At 44.9% G+C, this 17,223-nt stretch carries 13 protein-coding genes; 3 read left to right on the forward strand and 10 right to left on the reverse strand.

Translation table 11 applies throughout. From position 1 onward, the window contains the following. Nucleotides 1-332: 332 nt before the first annotated feature. The 3 genes from EGV92_RS03490 to EGV92_RS03500 form a co-directional block, all read right to left on the reverse strand. A complete protein-coding gene (locus EGV92_RS03490) occupies nt 333-1,316 on the reverse strand; it encodes a malate dehydrogenase (RefSeq protein ID WP_131667802.1) in 984 nt (327 codons plus the stop codon). 473 nt (nt 1,317-1,789) lie between these two features. Next, nucleotides 1,790-2,419 carry a T2 family ribonuclease gene (locus EGV92_RS03495; protein ID WP_242678584.1) on the reverse strand — a complete coding sequence of 210 codons (630 nt, stop codon included), beginning with the start codon at nt 2,417-2,419 and terminating at the stop codon, nt 1,790-1,792. Nucleotides 2,420-3,387: 968 nt separating this feature from the next. After that, nucleotides 3,388-5,193: a lytic transglycosylase domain-containing protein gene (locus EGV92_RS03500; protein WP_242678619.1), complete on the reverse strand. Its 1,806-nt coding sequence runs from the start codon at nt 5,191-5,193 to the stop codon at nt 3,388-3,390. A 1,331-nt stretch (nt 5,194-6,524) separates the two neighbouring features. Between EGV92_RS03500 and miaB the strand changes: the two genes are divergently transcribed. Continuing rightward, entirely contained in the window at nt 6,525-8,048 is a 1,524-nt protein-coding gene (miaB, locus tag EGV92_RS03505) for a tRNA (N6-isopentenyl adenosine(37)-C2)-methylthiotransferase MiaB (protein WP_131667804.1), read from the forward strand. Between the two features lie 52 nt (nt 8,049-8,100). On the opposite strand, the gene EGV92_RS03510 is transcribed toward miaB, so the two are convergent. The 4 genes from EGV92_RS03510 to EGV92_RS03525 all read right to left on the reverse strand — a co-directional run bounded on the left by EGV92_RS03510 (nt 8,101) and on the right by EGV92_RS03525 (nt 11,616). Next, complete coding sequence (locus EGV92_RS03510) at nt 8,101-8,808, reverse strand: LysE family translocator (RefSeq protein ID WP_131667805.1); 708 nt, start codon at nt 8,806-8,808, stop codon at nt 8,101-8,103. Between the two features lie 143 nt (nt 8,809-8,951). Then, entirely contained in the window at nt 8,952-10,247 is a 1,296-nt protein-coding gene (gene argE / locus EGV92_RS03515) for an acetylornithine deacetylase (RefSeq protein ID WP_131667806.1), read from the reverse strand. 150 nt (nt 10,248-10,397) lie between these two features. Next, complete coding sequence (locus EGV92_RS03520) at nt 10,398-10,877, reverse strand: nucleoside deaminase (protein WP_131667807.1); 480 nt, start codon at nt 10,875-10,877, stop codon at nt 10,398-10,400. A gap of 85 nt (nt 10,878-10,962) precedes the next feature. Next, the gene (locus EGV92_RS03525; protein WP_131667808.1) at nt 10,963-11,616 is read right to left on the reverse strand and encodes a UPF0149 family protein; all 654 of its coding nucleotides are present in this window, start codon (nt 11,614-11,616) and stop codon (nt 10,963-10,965) included. Between the two features lie 184 nt (nt 11,617-11,800). On the opposite strand from EGV92_RS03525, the gene EGV92_RS03530 reads away from it, so the two are divergent. Both EGV92_RS03530 and EGV92_RS03535 read left to right on the forward strand, forming a co-directional pair. Then, entirely contained in the window at nt 11,801-12,220 is a 420-nt protein-coding gene (locus EGV92_RS03530) for a hypothetical protein (RefSeq protein WP_131667809.1), read from the forward strand. Between the two features lie 87 nt (nt 12,221-12,307). Further along, entirely contained in the window at nt 12,308-12,742 is a 435-nt protein-coding gene (locus EGV92_RS03535) for a cell division protein ZapA (protein ID WP_131667810.1), read from the forward strand. Nucleotides 12,743-12,942: 200 nt separating this feature from the next. Here the strand turns inward: EGV92_RS03535 and EGV92_RS03540 are convergent, their stop codons facing one another. The 3 genes from EGV92_RS03540 to EGV92_RS03550 all read right to left on the reverse strand — a co-directional run bounded on the left by EGV92_RS03540 (nt 12,943) and on the right by EGV92_RS03550 (nt 16,785). Next, on the reverse strand, nt 12,943-13,209 hold the full coding sequence (locus EGV92_RS03540) for a hypothetical protein (RefSeq protein WP_131668095.1): 267 nt from the start codon (nt 13,207-13,209) through the stop codon (nt 12,943-12,945). 390 nt (nt 13,210-13,599) lie between these two features. Continuing rightward, nucleotides 13,600-15,210, reverse strand: coding sequence for an alkaline phosphatase family protein (locus tag EGV92_RS03545; protein ID WP_131667811.1), 1,611 nt, complete (start codon nt 15,208-15,210; stop codon nt 13,600-13,602). Nucleotides 15,211-15,234: 24 nt separating this feature from the next. Then, nucleotides 15,235-16,785: an alkaline phosphatase gene (locus tag EGV92_RS03550; protein WP_242678585.1), complete on the reverse strand. Its 1,551-nt coding sequence runs from the start codon at nt 16,783-16,785 to the stop codon at nt 15,235-15,237. Nucleotides 16,786-17,223: the final 438 nt, after the last annotated feature.

Below are 17,223 nucleotides of genomic sequence, written 5' to 3' on the forward strand. Positions count from 1 at the left end.
GGTGACCTTAGGTTATAAATAGTCGGACTAGAAGCAACCCAGTCCAACTAGACAGATTGCTTACATCGCCCTAATTATTTGATCCAGTTATCAGTTTAATCATCCAATCCCGTATCTAACTGGCGACTTAGGGACGCTTATTAATCACTAATTAAATATAGCAAATTATCGTAACATTTTATCGTAACATGCTGTTATTCATCGTAACGGGTCGTAGGCTATGCGTATCACGACTTATAATAAAACCTTATGATAATAAAAATCCTCTATACCATAGCATAGAGGATTATATAGCTTTAACAGTCAATCAATTTTACCAGCTTAAGCAAAGCTTATGGTAGTAGATGAGCCACGCCATCACGCTCTTCAGTAAGCTCTTGCTCTGTGGCCTTCATTTTTTCTTTCGAGAAATCTGATGAGACATCTATGCCTTCTACAATTGACCAGTCGCCATTGCTGCAAGTGCAAGGGTACGAGTAGATTAAGCCTTCAGTGATACCGTACTCACCGTTTGAGTAGACACCCATAGAGACCCAATCATTCTCATCAGTGCCAAGCGCCCAAGTACGCATGTGTGCGATAGCTGCATTGGCAGCAGAGGCTGCTGATGATGCACCGCGAGCTTGAATAATAGCTGCGCCGCGCTTTTGTACGCTTGGGATATAGCTGTTTTCGTACCAATCACGATCAACCAAATCAAGCGCTGGTTTACCTTCAACAGTACAAGCTGTTAGGTCAGGGTATTGAGTCGATGAGTGGTTGCCCCAGATGATCATTTTCTTCACATCGTTAACAGTCGTTTTGGTCTCTTCAGCCAACTGTGCCATAGCTCGGTTGTGGTCAAGGCGCGTCATGGCAGTGAAGTTACGTGGATCTAGATCTGGTGCATTGCGTTGAGCGATCAAGGCGTTGGTGTTTGCAGGGTTACCGACGACCAATACTTTGACATCACGGCTAGCGACAGCATTCAAAGCTTTACCTTGTGCTGAGAAGATAGCAGCGTTAGCTTCTAATAAATCTTTACGCTCCATGCCTGGTCCACGTGGGCGCGCACCAACGAGCAATGCATAATCTGCATCTTTAAAAGCAACTTCTGCATCATCAGTCTGAACGATACCAGCTAACAGAGGAAATGCACAGTCTTCAAGTTCCATAACCACGCCTTTTAGCGCGTCTAGGGCTGGAGTAATCTCAAGTAATTGCAAGATTACAGGCTGATCATTGCCCAGCATCTCGCCTGCAGCAATACGAAATAACATGGCATAACTAATATTACCAGCGGCACCAGTAACGGCAACACGAATAGGCTGTTTCATATAATTCTCCGGTTGAAATGAAATAAATAATGATGACTTATACTGTCATTAACAAAGGTAACTCAAAGTATGGTAGCAATGAGCCGGTACAAAATTGGTGTTAAATTAATGCTAAATTCAAGTTATAGCCGCCGTAAAAATACAGTAGCGACCTTAAGCAATAGAAATACCATACCATAATTGGACAATTTTGCTACTAGCAGCCCTCTGATTGAGCTGAAGTACAAACTTTGAATAACTCAACTTGCAAGAGAGTCTATGAAGCAGGTATTGAGGCAAAAAAGAGACTTGCGGACTGCACACTCTCAGCTGATGGTATATTTTTCGTCAGCTAGTGTACCACCTCGCTTGCGCAAGCGTCTAGGCACAATTAGGCGGGTTATCCCTGTCATTAGATGAATAAATATTGGGGTGAATAGAATAAATGGTCATCGATATAAGAAAGACACATCACCCAAAGCACTGTCAAACCGTTATCTGTCACCTGAAATAATAAAGTTGCTACCACAATTATCGATAGTGGCTGGGCAGCGTCCAAAACTGCTACCTTCATAACAGATATGAATCTCGGTAAGAACAGATTGCTTACGACTCGCGTCCTGACAGATGAGATCTACTCCTGAAGCCTGCATACCTGGATTCAGGCGAGTTAGCTGCCGCAAGAACCGCGACTTAGAGACGGTATAACTATTACCTGTATTAAGCTCGCGCGGCAGCTTCAGCTGACTGGCATGCGTCACAATCTGGCGAAAATAAAAGCTAGATCGTAATGGGCTACAAGCGCCATAACGACGCCAAGCTTGATTGCGCACAGTGGCATCAGGCATAACGCGATTGACCACTCGTAGCTGTAACGGGGTTAGCTTAGGCGTTCCACCGCGACCACAGCTATCACCATAACCCAAATCCAATCCTGCTACGGTAAGAGAGTACCCTTCTAAGCATTGCCGCATTCGAGCGCGTGAGGGATAAATAGCACACATCGCTGGGGTCATCTCAATCATCAAAATTCGCTGACCCACCTTGGCCCCTTCTGCTGAATGAGCGGGAACACAAAATAAAAAGGAAGCAATTAAAAGTAGGCCAGATGCAGTTTGAGACATTAAGCTGCTAATCAGCAATCGAAATTGCTCAGCTCTCATCAGTAATAAAGTCTTAAAAGACTTAGGAGCGGTCAAATAAGGCTTAAGGCATGAAACCAAAGAGTTATTATTAAATTCACTCACAAACACAGGATATACCTTACTGGCTGTCAATTATAATTAAGCGCAAAATACTGTTTAAAACATGATATAAATTCAAAATCTAATAGACAATCTGTCTTAGAGCCGCACTGACAAAACAGACTGCTCACATGCTACTAGCTAGCAATATTAGCTAACTGCTCAATGCGCTACAGCACTAAACTGTGCAAAAACCTATAAATATACTGGTTCAATAAGACAGTTCAACTGTCCAGTAAGCACAAACTCTACCCTCAGACGAGCAGCTGGACTAGGGTTTGCGCTTAACAGCTGACTTCATTACCTACCTTATTATTTCGGTAAATTATTGTGCCGTTATAAGTAGCACTATAGTAGTCAGCACTCATGATCTGAGGACGGAAACTAAGCTATACAAGACGCTAACTAATATTAATATCTAATACTAGGATATTCTATTTTAAATACCATAGTTAATACGTACATTTCACGTAAAAGTAAGTTGTTTTTTTAGAGAATTTATCCGCAGCAGCTGCGAGTATTGAGTTTATCGTTAACTAATTCAAAATATTTTATTTAAAAAATTAAATAAATAGGTTTAAGCTTTTTATAGTACAGGCTTATAATAAGCTTACTATCAACCAAAACTTGATATCGATGATGGATAAAGATCGCTCAAATTTGAACCCTATAGAGGCTATAAAATAAGACCCTATAAACCTTCCATAAAAAAAGCGATACCCTTAGGCATCGCTTTTATTCACTATTAAAACCTACTCATAGACAAGATACTTCAATCGACCATTCATTAACTACTCAATACCTACTGGCAATAAGTTAATAGTATTTATTACGCCGATATTCATGACTTAGAACGATGTTGGAATAGTCCCCATGCGCTGAGTAATTGGCTGTGGTTGACCTAGTAAACTACTGTATATCGTCGCATTTTCCATAACATGTTTGACATAGTTTCGAGTCTCAGGATAAGCAATCGACTCGACATACTGATCGGCAGTAAGCTGACCATACACAGGTTGCCAGCGTTTGGCTTTATTAGGACCAGCATTGTAGCCTGCTGTCGCCAATACGGGCTGGTAGTTTAGCTTAGCTAAGATATCACCCATATACCACGTGCCATAGCGAATGTTAGTATCACCGCTATTGGCTCTACTGGCGCTATATGACTCCCCTAGGTTACGAGCAATATACTTGGCTGTATCTGGCATAATCTGCATCAAGCCGCTAGCCCCAACATTAGAGCGCGCTGAGGTGACAAAGCGGCTCTCTTGACGCATGATGCCATAGGCCCATGCTGGATCTATTCCAGCCTCACGGCTGTACCTAACCACAGCGTCTTGATGCGGCATGGGATGTGATAGGCCTAGACTTACAGCATTATCCGAGTTATCAATCGCATAGATAGCGCGGTCCAGCCAGCCCATATCATAAGCTTGGCGCGCGGCAGCAATGATCAAGTTATTATCGCGATTGTCCCGAGCTTGTTTCACCGCCCAGTTCCACTCGCGGTTGGCATAGCCACTACTGGCAGGAGAGTTATAAAGCGCAAATGCGCGCGCAAAGTGTGGGTCTTGCATCACGCGAGCACGATCATAGCTACTAACCTGTGGTAGAGCTGAGCCGCCTAGACTACGCGCGTCAAAGCGTTGACCCACTTTGTCTTTGGCCAGCAGCCCATAATAAGTGTTTTTATTCGCTAGGCGTTGGTATATCTGTTTGGCCAGATTACGTTTACCCGCATCACTGCCCTGCTCATAAGCACGGGCCAGCCAATACTGCCAGATATCTTCGGTCTGGACTTCAGCATCCATACTAGAGACTGCCTGAATCACATCATCCCAACGGCTAAAGCGAATAGCCGCTTGCGCATAGTCTTCTGACTCTTCAAAGTTAAATGGCTCACCTAGACTTTTACGGAACCAGTCCACCGCTTCAGAATTAAAGCCATCATCAGTATTGTGATTCATTCGCTGAACACCAAGGATACGATAGGCATAGCGGCGAGTCTCATCACTCAAAAGATGGCTTGGCCGCAAATCGTCTTGCTTGATATCGAAGTCAAGTTGCATAGCCGCTTCTCGGTACGACTTATTAGCCAGCCTACCGATAGCGTATAAATACAAAGATTGATTAATGTCACTATACGGCTGATTGGCAAAGCGATTCAAAAATGCAGTAGGATTTAGCTGGATTTCACTTAAGGCCGAATAATCAATAGGTACCCCAAGCTGACTTGACAGTGCCATGATATCGCCTGTCTTGCCTTCTCGCAGCATCCGCTTTAATCGCGCCTGCCGATCGCTATTAGTAATTAGAGGGTTACTGCCTAATTCTAGTGCCAGCTGATTACACAGCTCAGGCTGCTTTAAAGTCGTCAGCCATACATTGGGCTTCTCAGTGAGCGCGCGCATCGTATCACCACCATGGTTAAAGCCTAATGCTAATGCACAACGCTCACTGCGATCAGGATTGGTCACCATATTGGCTACCTGCCGCACTGCGGCATAATCACCGGATCCGGCCTTAACTTCTGCATAGTCTGCCGCTAATTTTTCTGCCATTACTGATCCTGAGTATTGGCGCGCAAACTGAGCAATGGCCGCTGGGCTCTGACTGCTTAAGTCATTATTTAACCGCCAATATGCCGGATACATAGCAAATAGTCCGCCATTCATCATTTGCTCATAGTTATACAATGCCCCAGTATCCTGCCTATTTGCCGCTTCTGCGGCAGCCATAAAGTAATTTATACTGGTATCGTTTTGATAAGAGCTGGCTTGATAACTAACGGGCTCGGCACAGGCCACTTGAGCAATACCTAGTGATCCCAAAGTACTAATAACGCCAACACTACTCAGCCGTAGTGAGCGAGCATTGACCCAGTGACCAGTAGCAAAAAAGCTTGACACTGGTACCGCTTTTATTCTGCCAAAGATAGGCGGCTTATAGCGTTGGTGCAACTTACTTTTGAGCACTTGTAAAGACAATTTACTTAAATTTAATCTCACTAGGTAACCTTTTTTAATGTTTAACGTTTAATATTTAATAAAAAATAAATATGATATTAATGGTAAATAAAGCAATTTATTATGACGTTAATTGACAGGGTGTAAAGAGAATTCCAGCTATATTCTCTACATCATTTTGACTTATTTTTACGGTGACAGTCTCTATGTCGTAACCAATAGTCCTTTATTGGCCGTTCTCTATCGGCGAGTTATATCCCGCTAACTTAATTAATAGACCTCTCAAACCGCAACTGTGACATTCTAAACTATCAATAATGACCAGCGCATAATCAGTTATGAGCACCTAAGTCATCTAAGTCATCTAACTACCGTGATTCAAGTAGTTTAAGTAAAATATCTTAAATGCTTTACCTCACGTTAAGTGCCTTAACTAATAAAGTATCTTAAATTTAAATAATTAAGTGCCTTAAATTAACTGCTCATACGCTATTGTGTGGAGTTTTGGGGTATGTCTTCCCATCATACTATATCCCTGCTACTCGTCACTAGCTCTCTTACTATTTGTCTATATTTGGCAGGATGTGAGAAACACATGACGGACTTTAGTATCAGTTTGTCATTAAGGTTTATTATTTTCCTATAGTAAGTTTATGATAAAAACGATACAGCGGTACTCAATTGAAGTTCTGGCGACCTCTAGCCGCGTGCCTACAGCAAGCTTGGAAACTTATACCAGCTGCGCTGGTAGTACGGTGACTCTACTTAGGATTGACCATATTTATCCCTAAAATAACACTTAGAATGAGTGCACTATTTAAGCCGAGCTGCGCGCAGTGAGCTTTATTTACAACCTTCTTTAACTCATTAGACGCATGGAATAGCACACCATTACTATGGTAAAATAGAGGGTTAGATAACTCTTTTGCGGCTTGTTACGATTTGAAGTCGCGCCGTCAATATTATTACCCCAGATTGCATGTTTATCATTTTGACATGCTGCAACGAATGGATAGCTCATGACCGTTACCATATTTACGCCTAACCCAAAAGACGCCTTAAAAGCTGATAACACCGCACATAGCGAGCATCATTTTGAGAAGTCATTAATGGATGAGACTCGGCCGACTGTGAATACGGATGTTGAGATGGGCATGAACTCTGAGCAGAAGCCGCGCAAAAAGGTATTTATCGCCACCCAAGGCTGTCAGATGAATGTCTATGATTCAGAAAAGATGGGCGATGTGCTGGGTGACTCCCATGATATGGAAGTAACCACCAATATTGATGAAGCCGATGTGCTCCTAATGAACACCTGCTCTATCCGCGAAAAAGCACAAGAAAAAGTGTTCTCTGAGCTTGGTCGTTGGCGCAAACTAAAAGAGAAAAAGCCAGAGCTGGTCATTGGCGTGGGCGGCTGCGTGGCTTCACAAGAAGGGGATAATATCCAAAAGCGTGCCCCTTATGTGGATATGGTGTTTGGTCCGCAGACTCTCCACCGGCTGCCTGAGCTATATGACCAATCGACGACACAGCAGCATGTCTCTCCCAAAAATCGTATCGGTATTGTCGATGTCTCCTTCCCTAGTATCGAAAAATTCGACTTCCTACCAGAGCCAAAAGTAGAGGGTTATCGCGCCTTTGTCTCAATTATGGAAGGCTGCTCAAAATACTGCTCTTTTTGCGTAGTGCCGTATACGCGCGGCGAAGAGCTGTCTCGCCCCCTTGATGATGTGTTGGCGGAGATTGATAGCTTGGCTGAGCAAGGTGTGCGCGAGATCAATCTACTGGGTCAAAACGTCAATGGTTACCGCGGTGAAAAAGACGACGGCAGCATCTGCCGTTTCGCTGAGCTGCTGCACTATGTCTCCCACATCGATGGTATCGAGCGCATTCGCTTCACTACCAGTCATCCGCTAGAGTTCACTGATGACATCATTGATGCTTATGCAAAATTACCCAAATTAGCCTCACATCTACATCTGCCTGTACAAAGTGGCTCCAACCGAATCCTTGCAGCGATGAAGCGCAACCACACCATTGATGTCTACATCAAGCAGATCGAAAAACTAAAAGCAGTACGTCCAGATATTCACCTATCAAGTGATTTTATTATTGGCTTCCCAGGCGAGAGCGATGAGGACTTTGCCGATACGCTAAACCTAGCAAAAGATCTCGACTTTGACCACTCCTATAGCTTTATCTACTCTAAGCGTCCCGGAACGCCTGCCGCCGAGCTGCCTGATGATGTCCGCCTTGAGACTAAAAAAGAGCGCCTAGCAGAATTTCAGAAAGTCATCGTAGAGTCAACTCATCAAAAGACCCGCGATATGGTTGGTACTATTCAGCGCGTGTTAGTAGAGCAAGTGGCCAATCGCTATCCTGATCATCTTATCGGTACGGCAGACAATACTCGCTCGGTTATCTTCCCATATCCCGAGTCAGAGATGGATGAGCTAATGGGCAAAATCGTCAGTGTGCGCGTTACTGAATATATTAGTCCGCATATGGTGCAAGGTGAGATGCTTGAGGTATTAAGTTAAGCACGCTGTTAAATCCATAAGATTAAGGTATCAAGCCCAAGCGCTAGATATGTTAGTGGGAAAAGATCAAGGCTAAATCCATCGCCACCACTTCCCACATTAGCGCTAGTGCAATCAGGATAAATATAACCCCACAGCTGCGGTTCAACCATAACAGCCGAGAGCCACTACCTAGCCAATTAGCCAGCTTGGTACCACCAATGGTATAAGCCATCTGCCAAGTGGTCTCACTGATATAAAAGCCTAGCGTCAAGAGTACGTATTGCGGCAGCAGTGGCGCACTAAAATTGATAAACTTAGGAAAAAATGCCGCGAAGAATAAGATCGCCTTGGGGTTGGATAACGACACCCAAACACCTTGGCAGAAGCGCCTCCAAGGCGATTTTAAGGTAGTAATTGCCGCAGCATGGGCGGTGCTAGGACGATTCCGGTTATGGGAAGTCGTGATAGGTTTGACTAAAAGCTCAGCGTTATCCTTGGCATGACGCCATGATTGAATACCCAGATAAGCAAGATAAAACGCGCCGATACCCTTGACTGCTGTCAGTAGCCAAGGTAGTTGCCGACTAATAATATCGATACCTAAAAGCGCTGTTAACAGTAGCAAAAACAACCCAGCGCTCAGGCCCGCTAGTGTCCAAAGCGCTGCGCGCACACCGTAATTCAGACCTTGCTGAAAAGCCAATAACATATTAGGGCCAGGTGTCGCCGATATCAAAAAGGTGCTAAAAAAGAACAGTAAAAATTGCGGTAAGCTCATCTATATTGCCTTTAAAATGGCTTTTAAATACTAATCTTACCTGAATTTATACTGAGTGCTTAGTATTTTGAGTAGGTGACCCTGAATAGATAACTCCTCAAATAGATAGCTTCTTTTTGCTTCCTAGCCTGTTCTTTAGCGCTTTATCCCTTGCTCAGACTTTGCAGCAACTTCCTCAGAAACGCATCACACTGTGCCAACTGCTCAAGCGCCACGTATTCATTGGCTTTATGCGCCTGCTCAATACTACCAGGGCCACAAATCACAGTAGGAATTCCGGCATTGGTAAATTGTCCACCTTCCGTAGCATAAGCCACCTTATGACAGCCTTTTTGTACCACCAAGCCTTCGACCAGCTCTCGCAGTGCTACACTATCACTATCTGTCATCGCTGGAACATTCTCTTCTTGAATCAGCTCTATACCTGTATTCGGGTCGATAGCTTGCATCTGTAATTGTAGCGTAGCAATATAATCCTGAATCGGCGCTAAGATATCCGCATGCTTCATATGCGGTAGATTACGATAATCAAAGGTGAACTCACACAGATTGGGCACGATATTGGTCGCGCTACCTCCTGAGATGGTACCGACGGACAAGGTAGAATACGGTACGTCAAACTGCTCATCACTGTCCGCACGTTCGCTTAGCTGCTGGGCTAGCTCATCGACATAACCAATCAGGCGACTGGCATAACTAATGGCATTGACTCCCTGCGGTGTCAGCGAAGAATGTACCGACTTACCATGCACGCGGCAGCGGTATACTGATATTCCCTTATGCGCGCTAACCATCGTCATTAAGGTCGGCTCACCCACGATACAGTAGTCTGGCTTAATGCCACGCGCCGCTAAATCAGCGAGCAGTAGCGGCGCGCCAAGGCAGCCAATCTCTTCGTCAAAGGACAAAGCCAAATGTAGTGGCTGTGCCAGCTGACCTGCCGTTGCGAGACGAGCGGCTTCAGGCAATGCACTCAAGGCGCAAGCAATAAAGCCCTTCATATCACAAGCGCCGCGGCCATAAAGATTGTCACCACGAATCTGCGCTATAAATGGATCTGATGACCACTCTTGACCATCCACTGGCACGACATCGGTATGACCCGAGAGCACAATACCCCCAGATTGCATATCCTGCTCCTCTCCTGCAGGCACGGTCACAAATAAGTTGGCCTTGCTTTGCTCTTCATTAAAGGTCAGGTACGGTGTCAACCCTAACTGCTCACAATAAGTCCGAATGTCGTTAATAAGTGCCAAATTTGAGAGCCGGCTCACCGTATCATAGCCAATAAGACGCTTAAGCCAATCGATACTGGTCGTAGGATAACCCTTTAGGGAAGTGGTCGGACTTAAATCGACATCCTCAATGGCGTCAGACTGGGCAGTGACAGAATAGGACGAAGATAGTTCACGAGGGTCATACTCTATTTGAGGGCTCATATTGATCCTATTTGGCGCTTATTGAATGGCTGTTATAAATTGACGTGTAATAGATGGCGTTTAATAATCGTTGACTATGCTATTAGCTGCTATTAATTACCATTATGGCATATCATCGTTTGAGCTTGCGAGATGCTTACGAATAAACAGTTACAGGTCATGATGAAAGGCGTCATGCAACTGCCTAACTTCCTCATCAAGCTTTGCTACAAGACCTTCCACTGGGACATCGGGGGCAATGGCATTAATTGGTAACATAGTGACGGGAGAGTCTGCTATTCCCCAGTCCTTCAGCCACTGTGCCAGTTGTGCAGATGAGCTGACATAGACAATACGGCCCAGACCCGCCCAGGCATGAGCGGCCGCGCACATCGGACAGTGCTCTCCTGACGTATAGACGGTCGCGTCGCGCCGTGCTTGAGCAGACATATTTTGCGCGGCCCAGCGCGCTACAGCAATCTCAGGATGATAAGTGGCCTCTTTGGAGTTAATACGATTTCTATCTTCGTAGCAGACTTGAGCTTCGGCATCGACGAGCACACTACCAAATGGCTCATCGCCCGCATCTAGTGCCTCTTTCGCTAATTCAATACAGCGGCGCAGATGTGGCATGTCTTGGTCCGTTATCATAGTGATTCCTTTACAGTGGTCCAAAAAAAGCCCTTTCAGATGGTCTAAAAGAGCCTTTTTACAATGATCAAAATATCTGCAAAATTTAAGATGGATTGTTCTTATTCATTGCGTCAATGACCGGTGGCATAGGCTTTGGCGTATGACCTTCTGCTTGTAACTCTTGAGCAGTCTTGGCATCCACAGGTAGGCCTGAGATTAGCGCCAGCTCGCTAATGGGTTTGCGCTTACGCACTGCTAGACTCACAGGTACCATACGGGCGAACTCATATAAATGTAGATAAGACTCCTCACCACCTTCAAACTCATCGTCAGGCTCAATGCGAATACCGCCGATCTGCGACAAGGTACTCAGTAGCTCATTTTCTTCTGGATTCAAACGGCAGTCGGAAATACCAAAGCCTGTCATAAAGCCATTAGCCCAGTGTTTCAGCGCTATTACCCGCTCGTACAAGTCATGTTCATCATCAGGTACCAAGGGCATATAGGCATAAGCATCATCTTTGTCTTTGAGCTGAAATACGGTATCCTCTGCCTCTTCAGTAAGTAGGCTTAGCGCAGCCTCATCCAAAGGTGCAAAGCTAAGCTCGCTCAATACTTGAGCCCAGCCGTCCTCATCAGGTGGCTCGCAAGCCGTCATAAGACCGCTCATAAGACCATGCAGCTCACTAATACTGACGTCACTCCAGTTTTCAAAAGCGGCGCTCCAATCATTCCAGCCTGAAATATTATCGTTCATAGTATTGTCCTAATTATGGCGTTCTACCCTACATTATAGTCTGATAGCTGGGGTTGGCAAAAAGGGAATTAATGTCTTACTATCATAAGTATAGATATTATGCGGGCACCTGTGGCATTATTAAAGCATATGCCCTGATAATAACGACAGGGCATAAAATCAAAAACAAGGTAAATAACTCATTATGATTGACCAACTAAAGACGCTAGAGAGTACCCTTATACAAATCCGTAAGCAGTACCAGCAAAAGACTGAAGAGCTAGCTAATCTAAAAAACAAACCTCAAGTAGACCCCAGTCAAATCGATGCATTAACGTCTAAACTTGCAGCCGCTACTAAAGAGCGTGACTCGCTAAAAAGCAACCTAAATGAGCTTGATCGCCGCTATCAGTCACTGGCCGAAGCCCATCATCTTATCGGTGAAGAGCAAGACAAGCTGCAACAACAGCTAGACGCCTTAGAAGCGCAAAATAAAGCGTTAAAAGAGCAAAATGCTAAGCTCGCTCATCAAAATGACCAACTGCATGAGAAAAACTGTATTGCCGCAGAGCGTACTGAGATCGTCATGCAGCGGCTGACGCAAATTGACCAGATAGAAGAGTAAGCTTCACTAATCAGCAACTCCTCTTCTCGACCACGCCATATCTACGCGCACTCACAACCATCATATTCGTTACTTGTAGGATTTCTTATGTCAGACTCTCAGTCCACTGAAAATATCACCGCCACCAAAGAGACAACCCACGGCGAAAGTGAGAATCAAGCCACTAGCTCATCTTCGTTCAACGAGACAACCACCTCATCTGAGCTAACTAAGACAGCCAAACCTGAAGCTACGAAAAAGGTCAATATTGTCATTGCCGGCAAAAACTACCCTATCAATTGCCCAGCCAATGAAGAAGAGGAGCTGCGCCGCGCTGTCTACTACATTAACAACTTCGTACTAGGTATTAAGCAAGATGCGCCGCACCTCAATCAAGAAAACCTACTGGTCTTATGCTGTTTGAACCTATACGAGCAAATCAATGCCCATCAAGAGTCTAGCAACAGTCAGCGCCAGCTGAGTCAAGAGGCAGATGCACTATTGAATAAGATTATCAAAGAGGCACAGTCTATTGTCAGCTAGCCCTAACTAGCGTTGATACTGAGTATTTGTCATTTATTACTTATGGTTTATTGAGTAACAGGCAAGCCGCATTAATAGCAAAAGGCTGTACTTCAATCACAGCCTTTTTGTTCAGTCTAGTATAACCGGCTAAATGAGTAATAAAGAAGATGGCTAAAAATAGCCGCTGCCCGCTGCCTATTTAAAGGCATAAACAGACCTTAATGTGGCGACTGATAAGTCTTGCCAGCATGAAAATCAGCTTGATGCTCATAATTACAGAAAAACCACTCCCCGTCACCTTGTGGTTTGCTTTCTAACACACCGCGATACTCCTCCAAATCATGACCGCAAAAATCACATTGGCGCGGGGTTAACACATCACCTTCTTGAGGGTAATAATGTGTAGGCGGCTTGGGGTACATAAACTTGTAGAACAACCACATCACTATCCAGATAATGATAAGGGTGGTGATAAGAGCAAACAACATGAACTCCTTAACGCTTTATATTAAAAATTAGGTGAGGTGACTCGGCCTATCTATCATAAGACTCCTAGCTGTAGAAGATTCTTATAGCGCTGTATCAAGGGCAACACGTCTATAGTTAAAGGTGCTACCTCAAGGTGAGTTGTGCCCTTGTTGGGGTTCAGTATTTCCCTACAAGCTGTCGTCATCCCAGACAGACTAGAGCGGTTAAGTAGATAGCCGTCAATCATAGCACACTTTATTTATTATAATTTCATAAGCCAGATAGTAAATGCCCAAGACTCAGTCATGAATCTTGGGCGTTGACATTACTTTAAGGCTGTCTTAGATAAAACAACTGAGATAAACCAGACCTTTAGTATGGTGATTCCCAATGTAATTTAAATTTTGCTACTTACTCGCCGCTTCTGCTTGAGCAACCAAGTTAGCCGCGTGATTCATCACATGGAAGATCACGTTTTGCTCGCTCGTGCCTTTTAACAGATGTGCGCCAGGACCACGAGCATACACACCGACATCTTCACCCGCATGCGTCTCTGAACTAGTGGGCACTAATGCTTCTTGATAAAAATCAGGGTCAGTAGTATCGATATTTGCTAGATTTGCACGGCCACCATCATTTATCTCAAGCTCTTTATCCCCCATGCCAACACCTTGACCATTGGCATAGCCCAATGTCGTGTAAGGCATATCATCTTTGGCCAGTGTGGGCGTAGATTCTGCTACACCATTAGCATTATTACCGATGACTTTACCTAAGATTGGGTTGCCTCGAGTGGGATAACCGGCGATGGTAAACACATGGCTGTGATCCGCGGTGACGATGATTAAGGTATCTTCAGCTGATGTCTTTTCCATTGCCGCGGCCACGGCTTCGGACAGCTCAATGGTATCATTTAACGCTTTATAGGCACTACCGCCATGATGGCCATGGTCTATTCGGCCCGCCTCTACCATTAGGAAATAACCCTTATCATTGTTGCTTAGCAGATCAATAGATTTGGTCGTCATCTCCGTAAGTGACGGCTCACCTGCTTTGTCCTTTTGACGATTGACCTCATACTCCATGTGCGAGGAGTTGAACAATCCCAAAACCTTGGTCGCGTCATCAGCAATGGCATTGAATCCAGCCTGATCTTCGACATACACACCGCTGGTGGCTGCCTTCCACTGCTCTACCAGATTTTTGCCATCGGTACGTTTGCCAGATTTACCCTCTAAATCTTCCATCGTTTTTGGAATAAAGTGACGACGACCACCAGCAAAGGCGACATCAATATAGGGAGACTCTACAAACTGAGTGGCGATATCTTTACAGCCGTTTTTACGTGCCTCGTCATTGAGTTTATCGTTACTCTCCCAACCGCGCTCTGACGTCTTAGCATAAGTGGCAGCCGGGGTGGCATGGGTAAGTCTTGCAGTAGAGACAATGCCGGTAGACTTGCCTGCCATTGATGCCAGCTCCAGCGCCGTCACCAGCTCTTTGCCTCGTTGACCTTTTGCGCCGCCACAAGTCCCACGATCGCTGTTATCATTAATGTTGATAACCCCAGCTTTGGTTTTGACACCTGTCATCATCGCCGTCATAGTACCAGCAGAGTCAGGCACTTGTTGGTTGGTGTTATAGGTTTTGATCAGACCAGTATAAGGCATCTTTTCAAAAGACAATAAATTCTCCTCCCCCATCATACCTTTTTGCTGACCATCTAAGATACGTGCAGCCGTGACGGTCGATACACCCATACCATCACCAACAAACAAAATGATATTCTTAGCAGCGCCGGTCTCCTTTACAATCTTCTCCAGCTCTTCGCTATTATTCGCTACCGCCACTTGACCCGCTTCAAACCAAGCTTTACTCTCGCCTTTTAAATTGGCTTTGGCCTCTAAGGCAGTGTTGTCTTGATCATCATTTGCGCTACTGTCATCATCGTCCCAACAAGCAGTAAGCGCCGTTGAACCGATGATCAGGATACTTAACGCTAAAATTGACTTTTTCATCTTTATATACTCCGTAATAGCCGATTATTCAGCGTTAAGTCCGAGGGCTTTATTGATAATGTGGAAGATTGAGTTTTGCTCGATGACTCCTTGGACATAAGCGGCGCCCGGCCCTACCGCATGTACCGAGATATCCTCTCCTGAGTGCGTCTCAGAGCCTAATGGGATGAGAGCTTCTTGGTGAAACCCTGGCAGGGTCGTATCAATAGCAGTTAAATCATGACGGCCTGTGATTGGCTCATCAGCGTAGCTGGCATCAGCATTGGTTTCACTACCAAGGTTTCTAAACCCTAGGCCGTTGGTATAGCCTAATGTCGTGTAGGGAAGCTCGTCTCGGGCTAAAGTAAGCTCTGATTTGGGGTTGCCGCTCCTATCCGTTCCCACCACTTTACCTAAAATGGGATTGCCACGTACTGCATAGCCTGCCATGGTAAACACGTGACCATGATCCGCTGTCACCATGATTAAGGTGTCATCACCTGCCAGCTCTTTGGCTGCATTAATCGCATTGGCATATTCAAGTGTATCTTTTAGCGCGTTATAAGCATTGCCTGCATGGTGCGCATGATCAATCCGCCCCGACTCCACGACTAAGACATAGCCTTTGTCGCCGCGTTTATTGAGAATATCGATAGCCTTGGTAGTCATCTCTGTGAGTGACGGCTCGCCCGCGACATCGTTGGCGCGGTCGGACTCATACCGCATGTGTGAGGCGTTAAACAGCCCCAGTACCTTGGTGGCATCAGCAGGAATGCTGTCAAAGCCTGCTTTATCTTCGACGTAAGTGCCTTGCGTCTTCTCTTGCCATTTTTCGGTAAGGTTCACGCCGTCAGTACGCTTACCTGCTTTGCCTTCAATATCAGTGACATCTTTAGGAAGGAAATGACGGCGACCACCACCGAAAGCGACATCGATACCATCACCTTTGCCAAACTCTACAAACTGCGTGGCAATATCGGTACACCCTGCTGCTTTGGCTTCATCGGTTAGCTTGTCATCGCTCTCCCAGTTGCGCTCAGGGGTCTTGGCAAAAGTCGCCGCTGGCGTTGCATGGGTAATACGGGCCGTTGAGACCACACCTGTGGATAGACCTTGGGCTTCGGCATATTCAAAAATAGTGGTCAGCTCAAAACCTTTGCTACTATCGCAATCGCCGCGTAGGCCATTCGGAGCAATGTTTAGCACGCCCGCTTTGGTCTTGATGCCTGTCGCCATCGCCGTCATAGTACCGGCTGAATCTGGCGTTTGCTGGTTGGTATTATAAGTTTTAACAAGGCCTGTATAAGGGAAGCGCTCAAAGCTTAAAAAGTTCTCCTCCCCCGTCTCGCCTCTCATCTGGCCTTGCAAGATTCGCGCGGCGGTCATGGTTGAGACGCCCATACCATCACCGACAAACAAGATGACATTCTTAGCTTTGTTAGTATCTGCGACTAGATTGTTTCGCTGCTCGACGACATCTTTGGCATCGACGAACCACTGATCGGAGGTTTGATAAGAAGGAAGTACTGAGGCAACGGCATTGATAGCGCATAATGTCATCGCTAAACATAGCGCTTTGGGGATTAATATTTTCACAAGCTCATCCTAATTAATTATGATTATGAAATCTATAAACTTCAGGCAACAGCTTAGTTTTAACATGGCATTGTTAAATTAAAGTGAATAATTTATGACCGTTTTAATACTTTGTAACTTTAAGGTTATAAATCAGCAATATTCGTTTCCCAGTCAACCCTTTACTACTCAAAGCCAATAAATATTTTTTACCCAATCTCTATTATCAGCCTAGAATATACCCATTATCAGTAAAATTAGATAAGTTAAATTGATATTAATAATAGAGTGCTAAATAGTAGCAGACACCTAACAAGGCGGGATGGATGGAGGTAATAAGCGTGACTTGAAAATAATTCAAAAGCAGCTATCAATAAAAAAGCGCCTATCAAAGATAAGCGCTTTTCATAATATGAAGGAGATAAGGCTAAATAAAGGGAAGTAATATTAATTAAAGAC

The sequence above is a fragment of the Psychrobacter pygoscelis genome, assembly GCF_004335015.1.
Classification (GTDB): domain Bacteria; phylum Pseudomonadota; class Gammaproteobacteria; order Pseudomonadales; family Moraxellaceae; genus Psychrobacter; species Psychrobacter pygoscelis.

Coding starts and splice junctions, on each gene's coding strand:
- EGV92_RS03545 (WP_131667811.1), bottom strand. CDS start 15,210: ATGAAAAAGTCAATTTTAGCGTTAAGTATCCTGATCATCGGTTCAACG.
- EGV92_RS03510 (WP_131667805.1), bottom strand. CDS start 8,808: ATGAGCTTACCGCAATTTTTACTGTTCTTTTTTAGCACCTTTTTGATA.
- EGV92_RS03500 (WP_242678619.1), bottom strand. CDS start 5,193: ATGTATCCGGCATATTGGCGGTTAAATAATGACTTAAGCAGTCAGAGC.
- EGV92_RS03530 (WP_131667809.1), top strand. CDS start 11,801: ATGATTGACCAACTAAAGACGCTAGAGAGTACCCTTATACAAATCCGT.
- EGV92_RS03490 (WP_131667802.1), bottom strand. CDS start 1,316: ATGAAACAGCCTATTCGTGTTGCCGTTACTGGTGCCGCTGGTAATATT.
- EGV92_RS03495 (WP_242678584.1), bottom strand. CDS start 2,419: ATGTCTCAAACTGCATCTGGCCTACTTTTAATTGCTTCCTTTTTATTT.
- miaB (WP_131667804.1), top strand. CDS start 6,525: ATGACCGTTACCATATTTACGCCTAACCCAAAAGACGCCTTAAAAGCT.
- EGV92_RS03520 (WP_131667807.1), bottom strand. CDS start 10,877: ATGATAACGGACCAAGACATGCCACATCTGCGCCGCTGTATTGAATTA.
- EGV92_RS03535 (WP_131667810.1), top strand. CDS start 12,308: ATGTCAGACTCTCAGTCCACTGAAAATATCACCGCCACCAAAGAGACA.
- EGV92_RS03525 (WP_131667808.1), bottom strand. CDS start 11,616: ATGAACGATAATATTTCAGGCTGGAATGATTGGAGCGCCGCTTTTGAA.
- argE (WP_131667806.1), bottom strand. CDS start 10,247: ATGAGCCCTCAAATAGAGTATGACCCTCGTGAACTATCTTCGTCCTAT.